This window comes from Ruminococcus sp., assembly GCF_017650195.1.
In the GTDB taxonomy this organism is placed as follows: Bacteria; Bacillota; Clostridia; order Oscillospirales; family Ruminococcaceae; genus Ruminococcus.
The window spans coordinates 1-20255 of record NZ_JAGCFH010000320.1; the positions used below are offsets into that span (position 1 = coordinate 1).

General features: G+C 44.8%; 13 protein-coding genes. 1 reads left to right on the forward strand and 12 read right to left on the reverse strand.

Annotated elements, in window-relative coordinates; genetic code table 11:
• From J6U00_RS14180 to J6U00_RS14190, 3 genes are all read right to left on the reverse strand, one after another.
• Window positions 1-1235 (reverse strand): glycoside hydrolase family 11 protein (locus J6U00_RS14180; protein ID WP_296582902.1); only part of this gene is annotated, 1235 nt, incomplete at its 3' end.
• 550 nt (window positions 1236-1785) lie between these two features.
• A complete protein-coding gene (locus J6U00_RS14185; protein ID WP_296582905.1) occupies window positions 1786-4965 on the reverse strand; it encodes a leucine-rich repeat protein in 3180 nt (1059 codons plus the stop codon).
• Between the two features lie 162 nt (window positions 4966-5127).
• A complete protein-coding gene (locus J6U00_RS14190) occupies window positions 5128-6417 on the reverse strand; it encodes an O-acetylhomoserine aminocarboxypropyltransferase/cysteine synthase family protein (protein ID WP_296582907.1) in 1290 nt (429 codons plus the stop codon).
• Window positions 6418-6993: 576 nt separating this feature from the next.
• Here J6U00_RS14190 and J6U00_RS14195 point away from each other — a divergent pair.
• Window positions 6994-8733, forward strand: coding sequence for a GGDEF domain-containing phosphodiesterase (locus J6U00_RS14195; RefSeq protein WP_296582909.1), 1740 nt, complete (start codon window positions 6994-6996; stop codon window positions 8731-8733).
• A 173-nt stretch (window positions 8734-8906) separates the two neighbouring features.
• Here J6U00_RS14195 and J6U00_RS14200 read toward each other — a convergent pair whose 3' ends face one another.
• The 9 genes from J6U00_RS14200 to J6U00_RS14240 form a co-directional block, all read right to left on the reverse strand.
• Window positions 8907-10823, reverse strand: a complete 1917-nt coding sequence (locus J6U00_RS14200; protein WP_296582921.1) for a GGDEF domain-containing protein — start codon at window positions 10821-10823, stop codon at window positions 8907-8909.
• A 362-nt stretch (window positions 10824-11185) separates the two neighbouring features.
• Window positions 11186-12235: an NAD-dependent epimerase/dehydratase family protein gene (locus tag J6U00_RS14205; protein ID WP_296582924.1), complete on the reverse strand. Its 1050-nt coding sequence runs from the start codon at window positions 12233-12235 to the stop codon at window positions 11186-11188.
• A 5-nt stretch (window positions 12236-12240) separates the two neighbouring features.
• Window positions 12241-12957: an IspD/TarI family cytidylyltransferase gene (locus tag J6U00_RS14210; RefSeq protein ID WP_296582926.1), complete on the reverse strand. Its 717-nt coding sequence runs from the start codon at window positions 12955-12957 to the stop codon at window positions 12241-12243.
• Window positions 12958-12971: 14 nt separating this feature from the next.
• Window positions 12972-13778, reverse strand: a complete 807-nt coding sequence (locus J6U00_RS14215; RefSeq protein WP_296582927.1) for a LicD family protein — start codon at window positions 13776-13778, stop codon at window positions 12972-12974.
• 107 nt (window positions 13779-13885) lie between these two features.
• Entirely contained in the window at window positions 13886-15313 is a 1428-nt protein-coding gene (locus tag J6U00_RS14220; RefSeq protein ID WP_296582929.1) for an oligosaccharide flippase family protein, read from the reverse strand.
• Complete coding sequence (locus J6U00_RS14225; protein ID WP_296582931.1) at window positions 15310-16128, reverse strand: LicD family protein; 819 nt, start codon at window positions 16126-16128, stop codon at window positions 15310-15312. Before J6U00_RS14225 ends, J6U00_RS14220 begins: the two co-directional genes overlap by 4 nt.
• A 13-nt stretch (window positions 16129-16141) precedes the next feature.
• Window positions 16142-17308: an EpsG family protein gene (locus tag J6U00_RS14230; RefSeq protein WP_296582933.1), complete on the reverse strand. Its 1167-nt coding sequence runs from the start codon at window positions 17306-17308 to the stop codon at window positions 16142-16144.
• Between the two features lie 38 nt (window positions 17309-17346).
• A complete protein-coding gene (locus tag J6U00_RS14235) occupies window positions 17347-18423 on the reverse strand; it encodes a glycosyltransferase (RefSeq protein WP_296582935.1) in 1077 nt (358 codons plus the stop codon).
• A gap of 10 nt (window positions 18424-18433) precedes the next feature.
• Window positions 18434-20215, reverse strand: coding sequence for a sugar transferase (locus J6U00_RS14240; RefSeq protein ID WP_296582937.1), 1782 nt, complete (start codon window positions 20213-20215; stop codon window positions 18434-18436).
• Window positions 20216-20255: the final 40 nt, after the last annotated feature.

Below are 20255 nucleotides of genomic sequence, written 5' to 3' on the forward strand. Positions count from 1 at the left end.
ACGAAGAAGTCGCAGAGGTCACCTGAGCTCTCAGGAGTCTCAATGTAGAGGATAAGGTCACCGGAATTTGAAGGAATGGTGAATTTAGTATTTTCAAGCTTTGTCCACTCGCCGCTTTTAGCTGTACAATCAGCGATCTGTGTATAAGAAGCGCTGTTGCCGTCGCCCTGCTGGAGAGACATCTGAATTGTTACATTTGAACCGCTGTTCTGGAGAACTGCAGCGCTGAAGCTGTATGTCTCGCCAGGAACGAATGCGTTAGGATCAAGTGTTATAGCACAACCGTTCCACTCGCTTGCTCTGTCAGAAACATAAAGTGACTTTGAACCGTCATAGTAGTTGCTGCTGCTTGTAGAAACAGAAGCACTTCCTCTGCCGGACCAATCGCCTGCACCACTCTCGAAGTCGTTTGTGAAGTAGTCGCCATTTGCGTCTGGCTCTACTGTCTTTGTAGGTGTTGTAGTTGTATCACTATCGGTAGTTGTCGAACCGCCCGAACCACCTGTTGTAACAGTTACGCTCTTAACATTAGCGGAGCCGTTTGATCTGTAGCCCTCGATATTAAGGGATACCTCATAAAGAGTACCTGACATATCAAGACCAGCCCTTGACCATGCGTCAAAGTGATCTGAAACATTGATAGTACCCTTCATATAGTTTGTTGTGTTGTTCCTTGAACCGCTTGTCTGACGGATGCTCCAGTACTGTGGGAATGTAGCTGTACCGTCAAGAGAAGGCTGATTGTAACGCATTGTCTTAGCAATATCATAAGTATTGCCGTTAAGTGTTACAGTACCCTTTCTCTCTGCACCGTCTCCGGGTGGACGCCAGTCGCCCCAGCCCTCAACGATGTAGTATTCCATAAGAGGATTTCTTGTCCAGCCGTAAACGCACATATAAGAATTTCCTCTTGGTGTGTACTCAACATCGTAAGTAAGAACGATGTTTCCAAATGCCTTGTAGTTCTTCTTCTGGCTGTCATAGTTTTTGCCCATACGTGCCAGGAAGTTCTCAATGCCGCTCCATGAGCAGGTGAAAGAGCCTGCGCCGGGGTTCATTGAAGCCTGACCGGTATAGTTCTGATTCCACATCTCGTAATCGTATCCGCCGATGTTTCCTCTAACCTGCTGATCAGCAGCCTGAACAACAGTTGAAGAGATCGCAGGCACGCTTGAAGCGAGCATCATTGCAGATATGCCTGCACTGACGAGCTTTCGGAATGTGACCTTTTTCATTTTGATCATTCCTCACTTTCTAAAAGTTTGATTGTGTTAGATCCTTCTCGACCAAAGAAAAGCACAAAAGTCTGGATGACTTCTGTGTCCCTCCTCTTCCTTGGTACTTAAATTCATTTTATTACATTTCTGTGAACATTACAAGTCAATTCTTGCTAACAATCATTAAATGCGGTCTCCTTTTGATTTTTTTGCACATTTTAGCTCTCGCCCTCGAAAATTTTTTATACATTCTGCGTTTTGGCTATTTTTCAGCACCGTCAAAAATATTCAAAACCCGCTCGGATATCACTATTGTGCTAAAGAACAGTGTTTTTGATTATTAATACGTTTTTCTTCGTTATTTATTTGTCATTTAGGCGTACCGTAATCATTTTTTGCTTTAAGAATTTCAATACTGATTGAATAAGTTTTTTTACTGATTACTTTCTGGATAATTTATTTATACAAAAATACACATGCTGTATAATGCGTATTATCGCTTAAAAGCGATATAATAAGGCGGCAGTCGGAGACTGCCGCCTTGTAAAAAACGTATTTACTTAAAATATCATTCAAATTCAACAGCCTTGCCGAGCGGGAACTCCTGTATCCTCAGGGCGTCGTTTGAGGTAAGACCCGCGATAGTTTTATCCACATCGCCGTTCTCAATGCCCTGCTCGGTGATATGTCTCTCGTCGGTGCCGTCGAGACTGTATTTGTCGGGATTTGCCAGCGACTGCATTATGATAACAGCGTCCGCTAGGTCCACAGTGCCGTCACAGTTGGCGTCGCCTGCAAGATACTTCGTTTCTTCCTTGTCAAGAGGCACGAAATTATATTTTATATAGTCACTTGCACAGAGCTTATCAGCTGTCGAGCCCTTATAGCCGTATATGTTGTCGATCTCGCCCTTAAATGCCCCACCATTGATAACACATTCAGGATTGAGGATAGTGACACTTACCTCTCCCTCATATTTCGGAATGATAAAAACTTCTTCAATTTTTTCTCCAGTGTCAAAGCTGTATAATACCTCTTCTGTATCGGAATCCTTCTTAGGAAGATACTCAAACGCGATTACATCAATATATTCAATGCTCTCAGGCAGCACAAGTTTTCTTATGCTTGTATCGTAAAAAGCACCTATTTCTATCTTTTTAACAGTGTTTGGTATGTTGATCTCTTCAAGCAGATAGCAGCTGTCAAACGCCATATCTCCAATACTTTCAAGTCCTTCGTTCAATGTTACCTTTTTCAGGTTATAGCAACGCTCAAAAGCTCCCCTTTCAATAGACTTCAAGCCTGCTCCGCATTTTACCTCTGTCAGATTTTTACACTGACCGAATGCCGAAAATTCTATTGTTTCAAGGCTGTCAGGCAATGTAAGCTCAGTCAAAGAATTACAACTGTCAAATGCGCCGTGCTCTATGGTTTTAAGTCCTTTTCCGAACTGCACATCGCTCAGATTAATAAAGCATTTGAACGAAGCTTCTCCTATTGTTTCGAGGCTGTCAGGCAGCTTTATCGACTTGAGGTTCTTACAAAGCATAAAATCATTATAATCAATCGTCACAAGGCCCTCGCCGATCTCTATATTCTCAATGGGGAGTTCGGAAAAAGCCATATAGCCTATTTCCTTGACATTTCCCTCAAGGATAAGCGTCCTTACATTTGATATGCCTTCAGCGTACATAGCAGAAGCATGATTTCCTATCTTTACAACAGGCTTGCCATACATTTCCGAAGGTATAAAAATGGTATCTCCTTCTGTTTTCAGTATCTTATCTATGCAGACGCCGCCCTCTGTTTCACTTACTTTCATCAGAGGAACGTTGTTTCTTACAGCCTTGCCGTCGGAATAGCTGCCGATACTGTATAAATACTTGCCTTCAAGGCTATTGCAGTATTCTTCAGCGGTCGCCCCTTCATAAGCGATGATACCATCAAATCCACCGGTAAAAGCGTCCTTGCTGATCTCGCATTCAGGGTTCATAACAATAATATTCACCTTGTTTTTCTTTGCAGGTACAGTTACCTCAGGCAGACCGTTTGCAGCCTCTATTACTCTTTCTTCTCCGTCATCGCTGTAAAGCGAATGAAAAGCATTTTCACCCACTGACTTTATGTTTTCGCCCAATTCAAAATCTTCAATAATAGTATTATAGAATGTTTTTTTCTCAATGGTGGTAAGTGTCGAAGGGATATTGACATTTTCCATAAGATAGCAGTTTTCAAAAGCCGACTCTCCAAGCTCTGTCAGTCCCTCGTTCAGTTCCGCACCGATAAGTGAAGTATTGCCTGAAAAAGCAGCATTTCCGATAGATCTCAGGTTCTCTCCTGCAATAACCCACCTAAAATCTCCGCTGTGCATAAAAGCACCCGCTTCTACGCTTTCAAGCGAGTCAGGAAGACGAAGATTATTTTTGATACCGCACTGCGAGAAAGCAGCGTTTCCAATGGTTTTCAACCCTTCATTGAACTTTACATTTGCAAGGGAGCTGCACATATAGAATGCACCGTTTTCGATAATTTCAACAGCTTCTCCCAGCTCAACGCTTTCCAGTGCACGGCAGTTCGAGAAAAGACCTGCCGGAACAGTCTTTATATTATTGCCTATCTTAAGCGACTTCATTTCGTTAATGAGAAGCTCGCCCATTATACTGTTATAAATGCTCACAACGGAAACTCCGTCCACCTCATCAGGTATTATCAGAGAGCCGTCCTCACTGAGCTTTTCCACGCCGATGACCATAAGACCGCCTTCGGTTTCCGCGAACTTCAATGCTCCGTTTTCTTCGGAAGCATCATCATTTTCGTCCTGATCCATATCTTCGATGTTCGTGTATGTCAGTCCGTTTTCTATCGCAAATTTCTCAACAGCCGAATCCTTAGCACAGACGATGGTATATCCCTTCCACCACTCAGGCTTCAACAGCACGCAATCAGGATTGGTTATGACAACCGTTATAGGTTTTCCGTCAGGAGTCATACCTCTTCCAACCAGCGGGCAGCCATCGAGCTCCTCGACGCTTTCAGGCAGCACCAGTGAAGAGATACTGTAGTCATGGAATGCACCGTATCCTATATATCTGAGCTTATCACCGAAGCTAATATCCGACAGTTTTGTAGAGTCATAAAAGGCGTTCTCATCAAGATATTCAAGACCGTTTCCGAGATTTACACTTTCAAGGTTCTCACAGTATGCGAAAGCATTATATTCCAATTTTTCAAGGCTGTCAGGAAGCTCCACAGACACAAGGGAGCTGCACTCGCTGAAAGCAGCGTGTTTTATCAATTTAAGTCCGTCACTGAAAATGATATTTTTCAGACTGTCACAATTGCGGAAAGCATATTCGCCGATAGTCTCTATACCCTTTCCGAGCTCAATAGTTTCAAGCTCTTTGAATCCCTCAAACGAAAATGCAGGTATCTCTGTTATATTATTGCCGAATTTGATGGTCTTCATAGACTTCACAAGTGTGAACTGTGTCTTATTAAATCCAACCACCGGTATTCCGTCGATATCGTCAGGAATAACGATATCCGTCAGCGTCCTGTCATTGAACCTTATAAGAGTTGCTTTACCGTCGCTGATCTCATAGAGGATACCGTCCTTCTCGACAGTTGTATCCTCAGTTTCTTCCGCTGCGTTTACAGTGGTGATGTTGCTTGTGTCATCTGTGACAGGATATGCTCCCCCAACGAGCATAAGAGCTGTAAAAGCTGCAATGATTTTTTTGATTTTCATAGTTTATTCTCCTTTTTATATCATTAGTCTTTCGACTTAAGAGATATTATATCACAAATTGTTGCCAGCCGCAATCTTTTGTGTCAAAATTTACATTCCTTTCATTTTTGGCATACAATTTGATAAAAAATAAAAAAGGCGAAAACTCGCCTTTTTTTAACATTATTTTATTGCTGCAAAAGCATCGTCAAGCGCCTTTATAAGGTCGTCGATATGCTCCGTACCTATTGACAGACGAATAGTTGTTGACTTGATTCCCTGCTCTGCAAGCTCATCCTCTGTTAGCTGAGAATGGGTTGTGGAAGCCGGATGTATTACAAGCGATTTTACATCCGCAACATTTGCAAGAAGAGAGAATATAGCTAGGTTATCTATGAACTTCTTTGCGTCGTCCTCAGTGCCCTTGACATCGAATGTGAAAATGCTGCCACCGCCGTTGGGGAAGTACTTCTTGTATACCTCATGGCTCGGCTCGCTGCTGAGCGAGGGGTGATGAACAGCCTCTACCTGCGGATGCTTTGCAAGGTACTCAACTATCTTCTTTGCATTCTCCGTATGGCGCTCAACGCGGAGAGACAGTGTCTCCAGTCCCTGAAGGAATATGAATGCATGGAAGGGAGAGAGCGTTGCACCTGTATCACGGAGAAGTATGGCGCGGATATATGTAACGAAGGCTGCTGCGCCTGCGGCTGCTGTGAAGCTTACACCGTGATAGCTCGGGTTAGGCTCCGAAATCCACGGATACCTTCCCGACTTCGCCCAGTCGTAATTGCCGCTGTCCACGATAACGCCGCCGATAGCGGTGCCGTGACCGCCGATGAACTTAGTAGCAGAATGTACAACGATATCTGCACCGTACTCGACAGGTCTTACGAGATAAGGAGTAGCAAAGGTATTGTCAACTACGAGAGGTATACCGTGAGCATGAGCGATCTTGGCTATCTTCTCGATGTCGATAGCATTTGAATTGGGATTGCCGAGGGTCTCGATGTAGAGAGCCTTTGTATTGCCGTCTATAGCAGCCTCGAAGCTTCCCTCAACGTCGGGATCGGCAAACTTTGTAGTAATGCCGTACAGCGGAAGCGTATGCGCAAGCAGGTTGTACGTACCTCCGTAGATAGTCTTTGACGCAACGATGTTCTCTCCTGCCTTTGCAAGAGCCTGTATCGTATAAGTGATAGCAGCAGCGCCGGAAGCAGTTGCTAAAGCGGCAACTCCGCCCTCGAGAGCAGCAATGCGCTTCTCAAAAACGTCCTGTGTGGTATTTGTGAGTCTGCCGTAGATATTGCCTGCGTCCTTGAGACCGAAGCGGTCGGCAGCGTGCTGCGAATCATGGAAAACGTAAGATGTAGTCGCATAAATGGGTACTGCTCTTGCGTCAGTGGTGGGGTCTGCCTGCTCCTGTCCGACATGGAGCTGTAAAGTTTCAAAATGTAATTTATTATTAGCCATTGTGATTTCCTCCTGAAAAAACCTTTTATTTTATCTTCAAAAATTTGTATGTACCATTATCATTTATTCAAAAGCACTGTCCGCACATTCGGTCCGTGCCGTTGACCACGTATCGGAGACAGTCAGGGATATTCAGTTTTTTCATCATTACCTCTCCTTTCGTTTGGTATGTCTATATTATACATCGGATTAGTATATTTGTCCAATGCATAAATATCATTACCGGTTATAGATTATTCCTATAACCCAGAAATACAGATCACAGGGTAGCATTATAGTGATATCTGCCAAGTATACATACAGGACGGCATAGTATGTTGATTCTTTTTTTGCGTTTTAACTATTGATATTTTATACTTTATAATGTATAATATATGGAGAATTAAAATTGGGGTTATATGGGCTATTGCACCGCAGGTACTTCTGCCTGCTCCCTTCCGTCGCGTATAAAACACGGTAAACTTAGCCCATCAGCCGTCAGGCTGTATTAGGATTTGGGAAAAATACGATCAGGCTGCACAGAAAAACATAAACATAAAGATAAAAATGCCTGCTGTCTGATATGAGGAGAAGATAATGGAAAAAACCAGATCAGAGATCGGCGATAAGAGTATTATCGAGGAAACTATCGCCAGTATTTCCGAAAACGAAAAAATATCCATACCTGGCTATGTGATATTTCTCGTGCTTTACATCGCAGCCACAGTTGTTGTTGAACTATGTGCCGGTTACCGCGGCAATATTGTTATTTCCGGCAGGAGCATACCTGCTGCCGCTTTCACGGGCGTCTTTTCTGCCCTTGCGAACGTATTTATAATATTCATGGTGGTATTCTGTAGAAAGTTAGGCTTCTATACTGCCATAACAGCCCTTTTGGTCCAGATATTTTTGATAATAATGGGCATTGTCAAAACTCAGGAACTCATTTCGCTTCCAGGACTTTTCACCGACATCTTCACGATGATTGCAATAATACTTCTGCATAAAAAGAACGAAAGACTCCGGAACTATCAACAGAGGATAATGGATCAAGCTGTCACGGATATGCTAACTGGGCTGCCCAACAGATTCGCCTGCTCTGAGCTGATAGACAGCCTGATAAAGCGCGATGAGAGATTTGCAGTAGTGCTTATCGATCTTAACAACTTCAAGAGCGTAAACGACACTCTTGGCTTTGACGCGGGAAACAAAGTACTCACCGAGATAGCCTCCCGCTGGAAGGATATAGCGGATTCTGGACTTTCCGGCACTCTTGATTTCATCAATCGCCTTGCAGGTGACGAGTTCTCGCTTATAATACGCAATTACAGCAGCAGCGAAGATATTATTCACACCATAAATCAGTATGAGGAAGCTCTCGGCAGGCTTCTCACCATTGACGGCTGTGACCTCTATGTATCCGCCAGTATAGGCTACGCCGAGTATCCGGACGACGCCAAGAACTTCGACAGACTGTTCTCCTACTCCGATGCTGCAATGTCAGAGATGAAGCGTCTCGGCAGCGGAAATCACATACTTCACTTCACTCCCGACCTTCTTAAGCCCGAGCGTACACTGGAGATAGAGCGCAAGCTCAGAACGGCTCTTGACAACGATAATATATTCTTCTGTCTCCAGCCGCAGTACGACATCAGCCACAAGCTTAGAGGCTTTGAAGCTCTTGCAAGGCTAAAGGACGAAAAGAGCCAGATACTCCGCCCCGACGAGTTCATACCGGTAGCCGAAAGAGTCGGTATGATAGACAAAGTGGACGGCGCGGTGCTAAAAAAAGCGGCAGTATTCTTCGGAGAGCTCATAAGAAAGACCGGCTCCGATATCATTCTCAGCGTAAATGTTTCGGTAAAGCATCTTATGAAGAACGGCTTTCTTGACGAGCTGAGGGACGTACTTGACGTAAGCGGCATACCTGCTGACCAGCTTGAGCTTGAGATAACGGAATCCGTAATGATAGATTCTGCGGAAAAAGCGCTCCACTGCATAGAGGAGATAAAGGAAATGGGCGTAAAAATAGCGATAGATGATTTCGGTATAGGCTATTCTTCCCTGAGCTATCTCAACAGACTGCCGGCAGACCTGCTTAAGATAGACAAATCCTTCATCGACAAGATGAACACCAGCGATTCTTCGAAGCAGTATGTTGCCGCGATAATATCCATAGGACATATAATGGGCTTTGAGGTCATATCCGAAGGAGTTGAGGAGAACGAACAGCTCGATTCTCTCAACGATATAGGGTGCGACTTTATACAGGGCTTTGTATGGGGCCAGCCAATAGAAGCCAATGAAGCCGAAAGCCTTGTACTCAGCTATTGCTGACATCATTATCTGACCGCTAAAAAGCGGCTTGTATTGTTATAATCCAACAATGCAAGCCGCTTATTTTGTGCAATAGACAGATTTTTAAATTTGTTTTTTCAATATTCAATGTTTTGGTTTCCATTGAATTTCATGCAATTTTAGCCCACTTATAGAATCGTATTTACAAATTATTACCTTCTCTTTTTCCTGCTGGGCTTCATCATTTTCTGCTTGTACATCCTCGAATCGCTTATCCTCAGGAAATTTTCTATCTGGCCGTTTTTATCGGTCTCCGTGAGGAATGAACCGTAGCTAAGCTCAACCCTGTATGGTTTCCCGCTTGTCTCGTTGTACTCACTGCACAGGCGAACAAGGGAAGCATTGAAGGTCTCAAGCTTTTCCTTGGAGTAATTCGAAGCGTAAACATAGAATTCGTCGCCGCCTGCACGCCCTGCTATCTCGCCGGATTTACAGCATTCCGCGATTATATCCGCAGCAGCCCTTATAGCGCTGTCGCCCTCGCTGTGACCGTAGACGTCGTTGATGTGCTTAAGTCCGTCCATATCTATGACCATGGTGCAGACCACGCTCCTGCCCTTAAGCTCACTGATAGCCTTTTTGGAAAGGTCATCAAAGCCGCGGCGGTTGTACATACCGGTCAGCTCATCACTTATACTCAGCAGCTTCTGCTTTTCGTAAAGCGATTTCTGTTTTTCATAGAGCTTCTTGATCTCGTCGTTGTTCCAGAGACGCTCGATAGTAACCGAGAGATTCAGCAGGAAGATATTGTAGAAGTCATTGAAGATATCGTCCTCCTTCATTTCGATAAGAGCGTAACCGAACATTCTCTCTGCACAGTGAACGCTCATTATATAGAAGAAGTGAGGCACGTCTGACCTTACCTCCGGGATAAGGTCCGAAAGCTCGGTAAGCCATTCGTACTGTATGTACTCGTTTTTCTTGTCAATCCATATAACCGGCTTAAAGTTATCTGATGGAGAATCGAAGCCGCTCTCACAGGAGAGACTACCGCTGCTGTCGGTCTGCATAAACAAGAAGAAGGCTGTATATTCTCCGAAATTTGTCGCGCACTCCTTGAAGGTCTTTTCAAGCAGATTAAGTTCCTCAACCTTGTTGAGCTTAAGCATAGCTGCTTCCGCGTCATTAAGGCAGTAGTCAAAAAGCCTTACGTCCTTGTAGATATCATCAAGATTCCTTAGCTCTGTATTTGGCTCGAACCTCTCACAGCCGCAAGATTGAGTGAATATAGTCCTCGGAGATACGGTATACTCGTCGTTGCTAAACTGATTATTAATAAGGCTGACAAGGAGCTTCATCGCCTTATCGGCAATATCCTCTCTTTCTCTTGTAGCCGTGGTTATATGCGGAATGAACTGCTTTCCCTCCGTGGAGCCGTCAAAACCGGATACTGCAATATCCTCCGGCACCTTTATGCCTCTGTGCTTAAAAGCAGAAATAAGGGATATAGCCATATAGTCATTGGCACAAACTATAGCCTCCGGACGTTCGGGACGGGAAAGGAAGAAATCAGCAGCCTCCTCGCCCTTATGGAACCAAAAATCTCCCTCAAAGACTCCTACACCATCCTCTGGCAGCCCATTTTCCCTCATGACAGCCCTGAACTCCTTAAGTCTCAGCTGTGCGTCCGGGTGAGTCAGGAAGCCTGACATAAAGCCTATCTTAGTAAAACCGTGAATGTCAATGAAGTGCTCCGTGAGCTTGCGCAGACCTGCCGCGTCATCAAAATCAATATTGTAGAAACCATCAACGTGACTGCTTATGGATACCACAGGACACTTCGCGCTCTTAAGCTTTTCTATTATCTTTTCCGTCATTATATCGACGTTATAGCCTTCTCCGTCATAAATGATACCATCAAACTGTCCGAGATCGATATACTCGATGATATCGAGTTCATGCTCTCCGAATTCAGTACTTTTTTCGCCTATTTTTCCTATTGAATTGAAGTATACTATATTTACGCCGAGCTTTTTCGCAACGCTGTTGAAGCACCTGCAAAGTCCCTCCCGGTATCTGCTTGTAAGCGAGCAGCCAAAAAAAGCAATGCTTTTAAGAGAATTAATCATTGTGGTATCACCTCCTGTGAACTAGTGTATATCAATGTTATTATATCATTTTACGCTGTATTTGTCAATTTATAGATTTGTAATTACAACCAAAAGTTGTCAGATACCCTGCAAAAAAGTATATCCATTGATATTATCCACTGCAACAAAATGCTATATCTCCTGTATTTTCGTACATCGTTGTACCATACTTCATCCCTTACCATTTGCAGAAGTTTACAATATTTACACATACAGTTATATAGCCGCAAAAATATTTAATCAGCCTTATATGTTCTTCGGCATCTTCACAAAAAAACGTATGCCACATATATACAAATAAAAAAGGCGGCAAAGCCGCCATTCCGTGAGTATTATCTTTATCAAAGCTCACGCATGATATTCAGCGTATGACGGATACCCTCTTCTACCGTGAACTGCCCCTTCCAGCCAAGTCCCTCCAGCTTTTTGCTGCTGAGCACCTGCTTTGCTATGGGAGACATCTCAGCCTTTGCCACCTCGTCTGGGTCAGCAAATATCACTTTTGTGCCCGTCTGTGCGGCAACCTCCTTTGCAAATCCCGCAATAGTGGTTCTTGACTGTGAATTAGCGATATTGTAAGCGTTTCCGCTTTCTCCGCAGGCAAGAACAGTGATTATTGCCGACGCCGAATCTGCAAGGTAGGTATAGGACCGCATCTGATTACCTGCGCTGTTCAGCACTATATCCTCTCCGGCAAGTCCCTTGTTCACAAACTGCGCATTAGCGCGATTGTCAGCCCTTGTAACTGTAGGACCGTAGGTATGGCTCGGTCTTACCATAACTGTATCGAGCCCAAACTGCTTGGTATAGGAAGCGCAAAGAGTCTCTGCTGCTCTTTTTCCGTTTGGATAGCATGAACGCGCCGAGGTCGGATCAACGTATCCGGAATATGTCTCCTCAAAGGCTTCGAGGCTAAGGTCTCCCTGACCGTATACCTCTCCAGAAGAAATGTACAGCATACGCTTCGTACCGTGCTCTCTTCCGTAGTCGAGAAGATACTTTGTACCGAGGATATTGCTCATAACAGTTCCAACCGGATCGCTGTTGAAAGCCGCAGGGAATGCCGGACTTGCTGCGTGTATGATATAATCCGCAGGGAAATCGAAATCAGGCAGCTCATTAACGTTATGTTCAACGAAATGTAGTCTTTCCATTCCAACTCCTTCAAATCTTGCAAACAGCCTCTCCTCACTGAGATCCATTGCGTAGACCGTTATATCAGCGTTCATATTTTTATTTGCATAAAGGAACATATCAGCCATAAATGAGCCGATAAGTCCGGAAGCACCGGCAATAAGAACTGACGAACCATACAATCTTTCCATTCCAACTGCTGCATTTACGGCTATTCCAACGTCCTTTATATAGTTTTCGCTTTTATAAAAACTCATACCGCTCAGTCCTTTAACCAATCTGATCTTTTCGCTTTCAGCAGAGCCTTGAATATATCTATATCCTCTACTGTCGTAAGCTTGATATTCTTTTCAGAGCCCGCTGAAAAATGCACCTGCTCTCCCATTTCAATCATAAGTGTACAGGAGGCTACGGAATTTGTTATTCCAGCTTCAAGAGCCCTTCTGTGAAGGTCACATATCTTTCCCAAGGAAAAGCCCTGAGGAGTCTGAGTTCTCCTGAGGCGGTCTCTCGGGTAGCTTCCGCAGGAGCTCTTGCCGTCTTCTGTCTGCATCATAGCTTCGGCACATGGTATTACGGTAATAGCATTTCCGTATTTCTTGGTCTTGCTGATACAGTCCGAGATTATCTCGGCCGATACCATAGGACGGATAGCGTCATGGATAAGAACTAAATCATCATCGGAAAAGTGCTTTTCAAGCTCATATACACCATTGCGTATGGAATCCTGTCCGTTCTTTCCACCGGGCACTACGTACTGAAGCTTTGTGATATTGAACTGCTTTGCGTAAGCCCACAGCACCTGCTCCCAGCCTTCAATGCATACAACTGCGATAGCGTCTATCTCGGGATGATTCTGAAATGCCTCCAGAGTATACACGATAACCGGACGTTCATACACAGTTATGAACTGCTTGGGTATATCCTGATGCATTCTATTGCCGGAACCTCCGGCGATTAATAAGCCTATATTTGCCATTTTTATCCCCCTGTTTACGGTATGATATTCTCGTAGCCGTCCTTAAGCCAGCACTTGTAATGATGCTTGGGCACCTGTTCAGATTTCGGCGGCAACTTCATATAGTTACCAAATTTCAGGCGAAGGAGATGATCGTAATCCTTCGGAGCCATTACCTGAAAATCCTCGAACGGAAGGTCTACCGGGTCAAAAAGCTCATTCACTGGAAACGGCACGTCCCATGCGCTGCCCATATATCCTGACTTCTTGTTTTTTATATTGAGTCTGTCAAGCTTTTTTATCAGCTTCTGAGTATTCAGGCATCTTGTAGCCCAGAACGCCAACTGTCTTGCAGCGTCCCTTCCGAAGGAACCGCTTTTGTTTACCGATGTTGCTGCGCTGTGCTCGATAAGTCTTCTAAGAAACAGTGCGTACTTTATACCGAGCTTTCTCTTCTTCGGGTCGTCAGGCATATAGTCCATAGGGAACACATCGACGCCTATACCGTAGCCCTCAACATGACGGTATGTATCCAGATAAAGCTCCGTTCTTGTGTCTACCATTTTTCCGTGAGGATATATGGTATCTTTGGTATTTTCAATGGTTATGAATCTCAGGTACTCATCGTTCCTGAAAAGCTCTGACAGCTTATTAAAATCCTTCCTCGGCATGACGATATCTATATCATCGTCCCATGGGATAAAACCCTTATGTCTTACAACTCCGAGAAGGGTGCCATACATTACGAAATACGTAAGCCCGTTCTCTCTGCAAGCCTTGTCTATCCTTTTCAGGATACCAGCTGCAATGCGCTTGACGTCCTCAAGCTCTAAATTTCTCATTTCAAATCTCTCTCCAATCCATCGGTCACTGTTTTTTCAGCATATATCTTTTCCGGCGGTCGAAAGCAAACGGAAGCTTGCATTATCACCCTAAACCGCACGAAAACTTATTTTTCCTTTTTCCTGAGACGGCTCTTTAATATGCTCATTCCCTTAGCGCTGAATTCCCTTGCGCTCCTGTAGTTCAGAGCTATAAACAATACTGCCGCCACAGCTGACGCGAGAATACCGCAGAAGTCAACTGATACAAGTACAGCCTGTCCAGCTACAATAGCCAGATTAATAAAGTAACGTGGGATATTGATATTGATCCTGACATACCGGAGCACCGAGAAGGTGCGGAATACAGCGATTGCAGCATAAGCGACCACGGTTCCGATGACAGCTCCCCATATCCCCATAACAGGTATAAGCATGAGATTAAGTCCGATATTTATCACAGCTCCTAGCAGAGTTGACCACATCGACAAGCGGCTTTTTTTCAATGCACCGTAAAACGAACCGAAATAGGAGCCTACCGCGCCATATGCTGCGCTTACCAGCAACAGAGGAACATACATCCATGCCGTCCTGAACTCCTCGGCTACGTATATATGCATAAATGGCTTTATGACCGCAATCGCGGCTATGGTTATGATAAAAACCATAAAGCTGTATACGCTGTAGATATTATCGAAAAATTTTGTATCCTTGCCGTCCTCGACCTCCTTTATGGAGGAAATGTCCCACGCCTGTGAAAATATGGATACTATAACGTTGATAAGCGAAGGTATCCTTCCCGCTACGGAGTATATTCCCAGAGCAGTAGCGCTTACCATCTTTTCTATCATAGTCTTGTCGGAGGAGTGTATTACCCACCACGAGATACCATTAAGTATCAGCGGAGCGGCGTATACGAGCATCTCCTTCATCAGTGCGTCGTTTCTCTTTGAAGCCTTTATATCCCTGAATATATCTCCACGCACCGCCACCAGCACCATAGTGAGCAGGGCGGAAAGTATGGTGGACAGTAGATATCCGGGTATCCCTGCTTTAAGTACCGCAAGAAAAAGGACGTTGCAAAGCGCCAGTGCAAGGGTCCTTATCAGACTGATAACGGTATAAAGCTTGTTCTGTTCCTTTGCCTTGAGGTAGTTCATCTCCACTGCCGAAAACAGATCCGTGATAACAAAGGCGCAAAGATACCATTTCCAGTTCGCTATAGCGCCGTACACCCCTGCAAGGGGTGTTATCAGCAGCATTATCAACGAGCCGGCAGATATTATCAGCAGTGAGTTCCTAAGCACGTCCTGATGACGTGTTTCCTTTGATATGCCAAATCGTATGACAGCAGAAAATATGCCTGCCGAAAGGAATGGCACCAGTATCTGACCTATGGTAAAGACAAGATCGGCGGTACCGTATTCATCCGGAGACATACATTTGGTATATAGCGGCACAAGAAGGAACAGTATTATTTTCGAGCCTATATTGCCTATCGCAAATATAATAGTATTAAGTGCAAGGCTCTGATATTTTCCTTTTGAACTGCTCATTTTTTCAGTATCCTTATACCTGTTTTTTCAATGGAAGAGTACCGGTTGCCCTCGGGGGGCAGTTCCATGTAATTGCCATAGAGATGTGAGAGTACGGCATCGCTGTGAGCGGTTATTGGAGCGTCGGTATCTTCAAATTCGTGGCGCACAAGCTCTGTGTAGTATTCCGCAGGAAAGGCTTCCTTTAGGAAGCCATAGGGCGAAGCCACCGGAGCCATCATATCCGTTTTCTTCTTAGTCGCCACTGTTTTCAGTATCTTCTTCACAAATCTTTCGTCGTTGTATCTCCTTGTAAGGAAAGCACCGATCCCCAGCAGAGCCTTCTTCATGCCTGAGGATGCTCCACCCGTAGCTGTGAAGCCCTTGCGGTACGAGTATATACGCGAAAGGAGCAATATGTACCTGTCGGCAAGCTTGCTCCTTACAAGGGAGCCCTGCTTTATGTAATCGCAGGCATATATATCAAGATGCAGGAACTTTTTGTTTTCCGGAGCCTCCACAGGGTAGAGCTCTGCCCTCCTGTCCATGAGGTAGGCATAGATTATGGGCATTGAGCTGTGAGTCTTATAGTTCACTATCTCATAATTGCCCTCTGTGAATTCCTTCCTGTGAGAAAGGAGCTTTTCGTAATTCTCTCTCGTGAGCATGATATCGAGGTCGTCGTCCCACGGGATAAAGCCATTGTGTCTTATGGCTCCGAGCAGGGAGCCTGACGACAGGAAATATTCTATTCCCAGCTTCCTGCACTTTCCGTCGAACCATTTCAGGTCCTCTAGCAGGATACTATGCATAGTTTGCAATTCAGTCTTATTCATTCTATCTATCTCCTTATGGAAGAACAAAGAACTTGAAGCCGCAGAGGTCTCCTCTCATGCAGGCAAGTATCAGCATACAGCACGAAGCGAGCATCACCACTGATTCGTAATGTCTGTTTTCTCCGAGCGGATCGTTCCTTCTTTCATTTTCAAGCACGGAAGCCATCATTGGGAACATTATGTACATACTGAAATTTCCGAAACGATGGAAGATTGAATATGAGCGTATCAGCACTATCTCCATTGCAAGAAGTATTACAGAGCATATATACATTCCCTTGATATCAGCCTTATCCGGCAGCTTCCTGTATCGCATTAGTGTGTATACCAGCACCGCACAGCTTGCGATACCGATAAGGTATTCCCACATATAGCTGTAGGAGTTACCCGAAGTATAGTACTCAGCCTTGGTGGTTATAGAGTCGAGCAGTCGCCTTCCGAGCTTGAAGGCTGCGGCGCAGAGCACCAGCAGCTCGACTATTTTAAGTACTGTTTTCCACGTCTTTCTGTCCGACCAGTTATCGTATATAGTCAGGACAAAGTACATAGCTATGATAGGTATTACCGCAACATGAATAAGCGAAGCCACAAGACACCATATAACGTTCATGAAACTGCTTTTCTTTTGCACCAGCTCGTCGTACATACACCTAGCTACGATAGAAAAAGCCATAGCGTTCCTCAGACCACTTATAACCCCGAGGAAAAGTCCCTGTGACATGAAAAAGAAAAAGCATACCGCTATACTCTGCGAGGTGATATGCTTTTTCGCAGCCTCGGATTTAAGTATGTGGAATATGTTCATATAGAACACAAAGCAGGCAGTCATCGGCAACAGGCCCTTTATCTTAAGGTTTGCCGTGATATAGAAAAGGAGGTATGCCAGCGGAGAATTAACATTTTTCAGGTAGGAGGCAGCCCAGTTTTTAAACGGAACACCTATCCATCCAGACGATATCGTCCTCCATCTTGAGAGGTCTGCCGACGGGGCAGGCACATAAAAAAAAGCCAGCACACACAGGAATATCATCACCTTGTTTAGTGTCTTTTCCGGTGTTTCTCCCGGTAGCGGGTTTTTAAGCCGGTTATAATAATAAAGAGTCAGAATGGAATAGATAATAACACCGCATAGTCGCTCAACGAAAAATGTATTCTCCATCCATAACAGAGCATCAGACATTACAAATTCTCCTCGCTTTAAAACCTTAGGAATACATTTTACTGAGAGCTGCCAATGTATTTTTTATATTCAAGGACAGTCTTCTCAACAACCTTGTCCCATAAATAGTTTTCCTCTGTCAGTCTGCGTGCATTCTTAGACATTGCGCTCCACTTGTCCTTTTCGCTCAACGCCTTCGTTATCGCTTCTGCAACAGAATCCGGATCCGTTTCAGCTTGCCAGCCAGCACCGCCTGAACGAATCACCTCTCCCAATGTAGTACCTTTTGTAACTATACATGGCAGTCCGTAATTCAGGGCTTCGAGTATCCCCATAGGCATACCCTCGGAGCGTGAAGTCTGTATGAACAGATCGCATTCCTTAAGCACCTTCTCCTTATCTGCTCCCATAGTTTCCCTGTGCAGGGACACGACCTCCTCAAGAACACGCTCCCTTACTGTATTTCTGATATAATCGTGCATACCCGACGAATCAGGGCCGTAAATGTCAAGGCGGCAGTTACTCCTTATCATGGCGTCCTTTGCCTTTGTCACAGCCTCAAGAAGTATATCCACGCCCTTGCTTATGATATCGAGCCTGCCGATATAAACTATCTGTGACTCGTTTTTTTCCGTCCAAGCTTTCTCGTAATCAAGCCTTTCAATACCGTTTGTGCCTATAAAGGAACAGTCTCCGAATCTTGTCCTCATCATTTCAGGTCTTGACAGGAACTGCAAAGCAGCTGCTCCCTTTATAAATCGATTAAACAGAAGGATATTTCCGGCAATCTTTTTCAGCTTTCTCTGCCTTTGTGCGTTTGATGTCAGACAGCCATGTGGGATTATAATATAGGGTATGCCCGCGCTCCTAGCCTGCTTTGCATAGGGCAGGAAGGCAGTATAATACACCTCATGAAATACTATCAGATCAGGCGAGCAGAACGGCTCTGGAAGTTCCTTCAGCGTGATACCTTTCCTGTATTCTAGTTGCCTGATATCAGCCTTCATATCAATTCCTCTTACATTCAGAAGAGCACACTCCGCATATTTAGACTGATAGTATACGTGCTTAGGAACAGCAGTGCATACACCACTGAACGGGTTGTCCCTGACAGATGCTATATGTAGAATTATCACCTTACGTCTCCTATTTCCTAAGAATCGCCTTATAGAGCAATTTTTTCGACCAGGCGGGTGTGCGCACAAAGCCATGAATATATATCATATTCATAACAGCTTCCTTCTTTGTTATCATCTCATGCTCGAGCATGAAGTCCTGAAGGGTTTTCCAACCGGTGATCCTCTCCTTTGAGCCGCGCTTTGAATCAAAACCATTTCCCACACGGACATACACAAGGGATTCGTGGATATTTGCAAGTCTGCACTTTGCCGCTATCATATTGAGCCAGAGGTAATAGTCCTCAAGGAGAAGCAGCGTCTTGTAGCCGCCGCATCTTTCAAGGGCTGAGCGCTTCATGCATACGGATACGTGGTTCATAGGGTTGCGCTTCCTTCCCATTTTCACGATATCCTCATGATTTTCAGGACATGAGCGCACTCTCATATCCTCGTCGGTAGAGTTGTTGAACTCGGCGATATCCGTGCCGAGAACATCTATATCCGGATGAGCTTCAACATAGCTTATCTGCTTTTCAAATCTCCTCGGATCGCTTATATCGTCTGAATCCATTCTGAAAATATAGTCGCAAGTGCATTTTTCCGAGCCTATCCTCAGCGCTTCTCCGAGGCCATGGTTCTCCTCCTGAGGATAATACCTGACTACGCTCTCCTTACCCTCACGGAACCTGTCAAGCACATCGTAAAGCTCCTCGGTAAGAGGTCCATCAAATACTACGACTATCTCGTCGGGCTTTACTGTCTGCTGCTCGTATATGCTTTTCAGAGCGATATCGAGGAATTCAGGATCGTCATTCTTATACACTGACATGAGCACAGAATAGGTATGGGTTCTGTTTACAGATACCGTATCTTTCGCAACAGCATCAGCTTCCGCAGGGACTTCCCCAGCGCTCTCTTCTTCGCCGAGACCCTCAGCCTTGCTGAATTCTCTTGCAATAGCTCCTGTGCCGCCTTCAACTATGCCCTTTCTCCTCAATACAGATGATATGGAGCCAAGAAACATCTTTGCGTCCATGATAAAGCCGTTGAGGCTACCCTTTCTCAATTCGTCCGCGTATACTCCGTCCAACTTTGCCTTCTCGGGTATCTCCAGCTCGTCTCTGCCATTTATCTGTGCAAGTCCCGTAAGGCCAGGCTTTATATCATTTGCGCCGTACTTATCACGCTCAGCAGTAAGGAAATCCTGATTCCACAGTGCAGGACGTGGACCAATGACGCTCATATTTCCAAGGAAGATATTCCAAAGCTGGGGCAACTCGTCTATGGAGGTCTTTCTTATGAAAGCTCCAACTTTTGTTATGCCGCCGTTCTTAAGCATGTGAGTGGGAACGTCCTTGGGAGTATTCACCGACATGGAGCGGAACTTCATCAGCTGGAAGTACCCTTTGTCCTGGGCCACACGCTTCTGTCTGAATATGACTGGACCGGGATCATCCGACTTTATCGCCATCGCTGTCGCCGCATATACCGGAGACAGCAGGAGAAGACCAGAGAATGATATTGCTATATCCATTCCGCGCTTCACATACTTCTCATAGAAAGTGGGAGTATGACCTGTAACACCTACCGCTTCAAGGTGTCCCTGCATACCGTCCGCATTTACCGGGTCGTTCACATCCTCGACGAAGATGACCTTCTTACCCTCCATAACGTTCTTTTCATCTGGCTGATCGTCATAAACCGAATGCGGATATTGCTTCTTAGCGATATGCCGCATAACAAGGAAAGCTGTGCCTGCCGCAGCCCCAGTAACAACCAATGCCCTTTTCAGTTTTGTCTTGCTATCCATAACCAACTCTTTGACCCCCAAATTATCAATATGATATTTC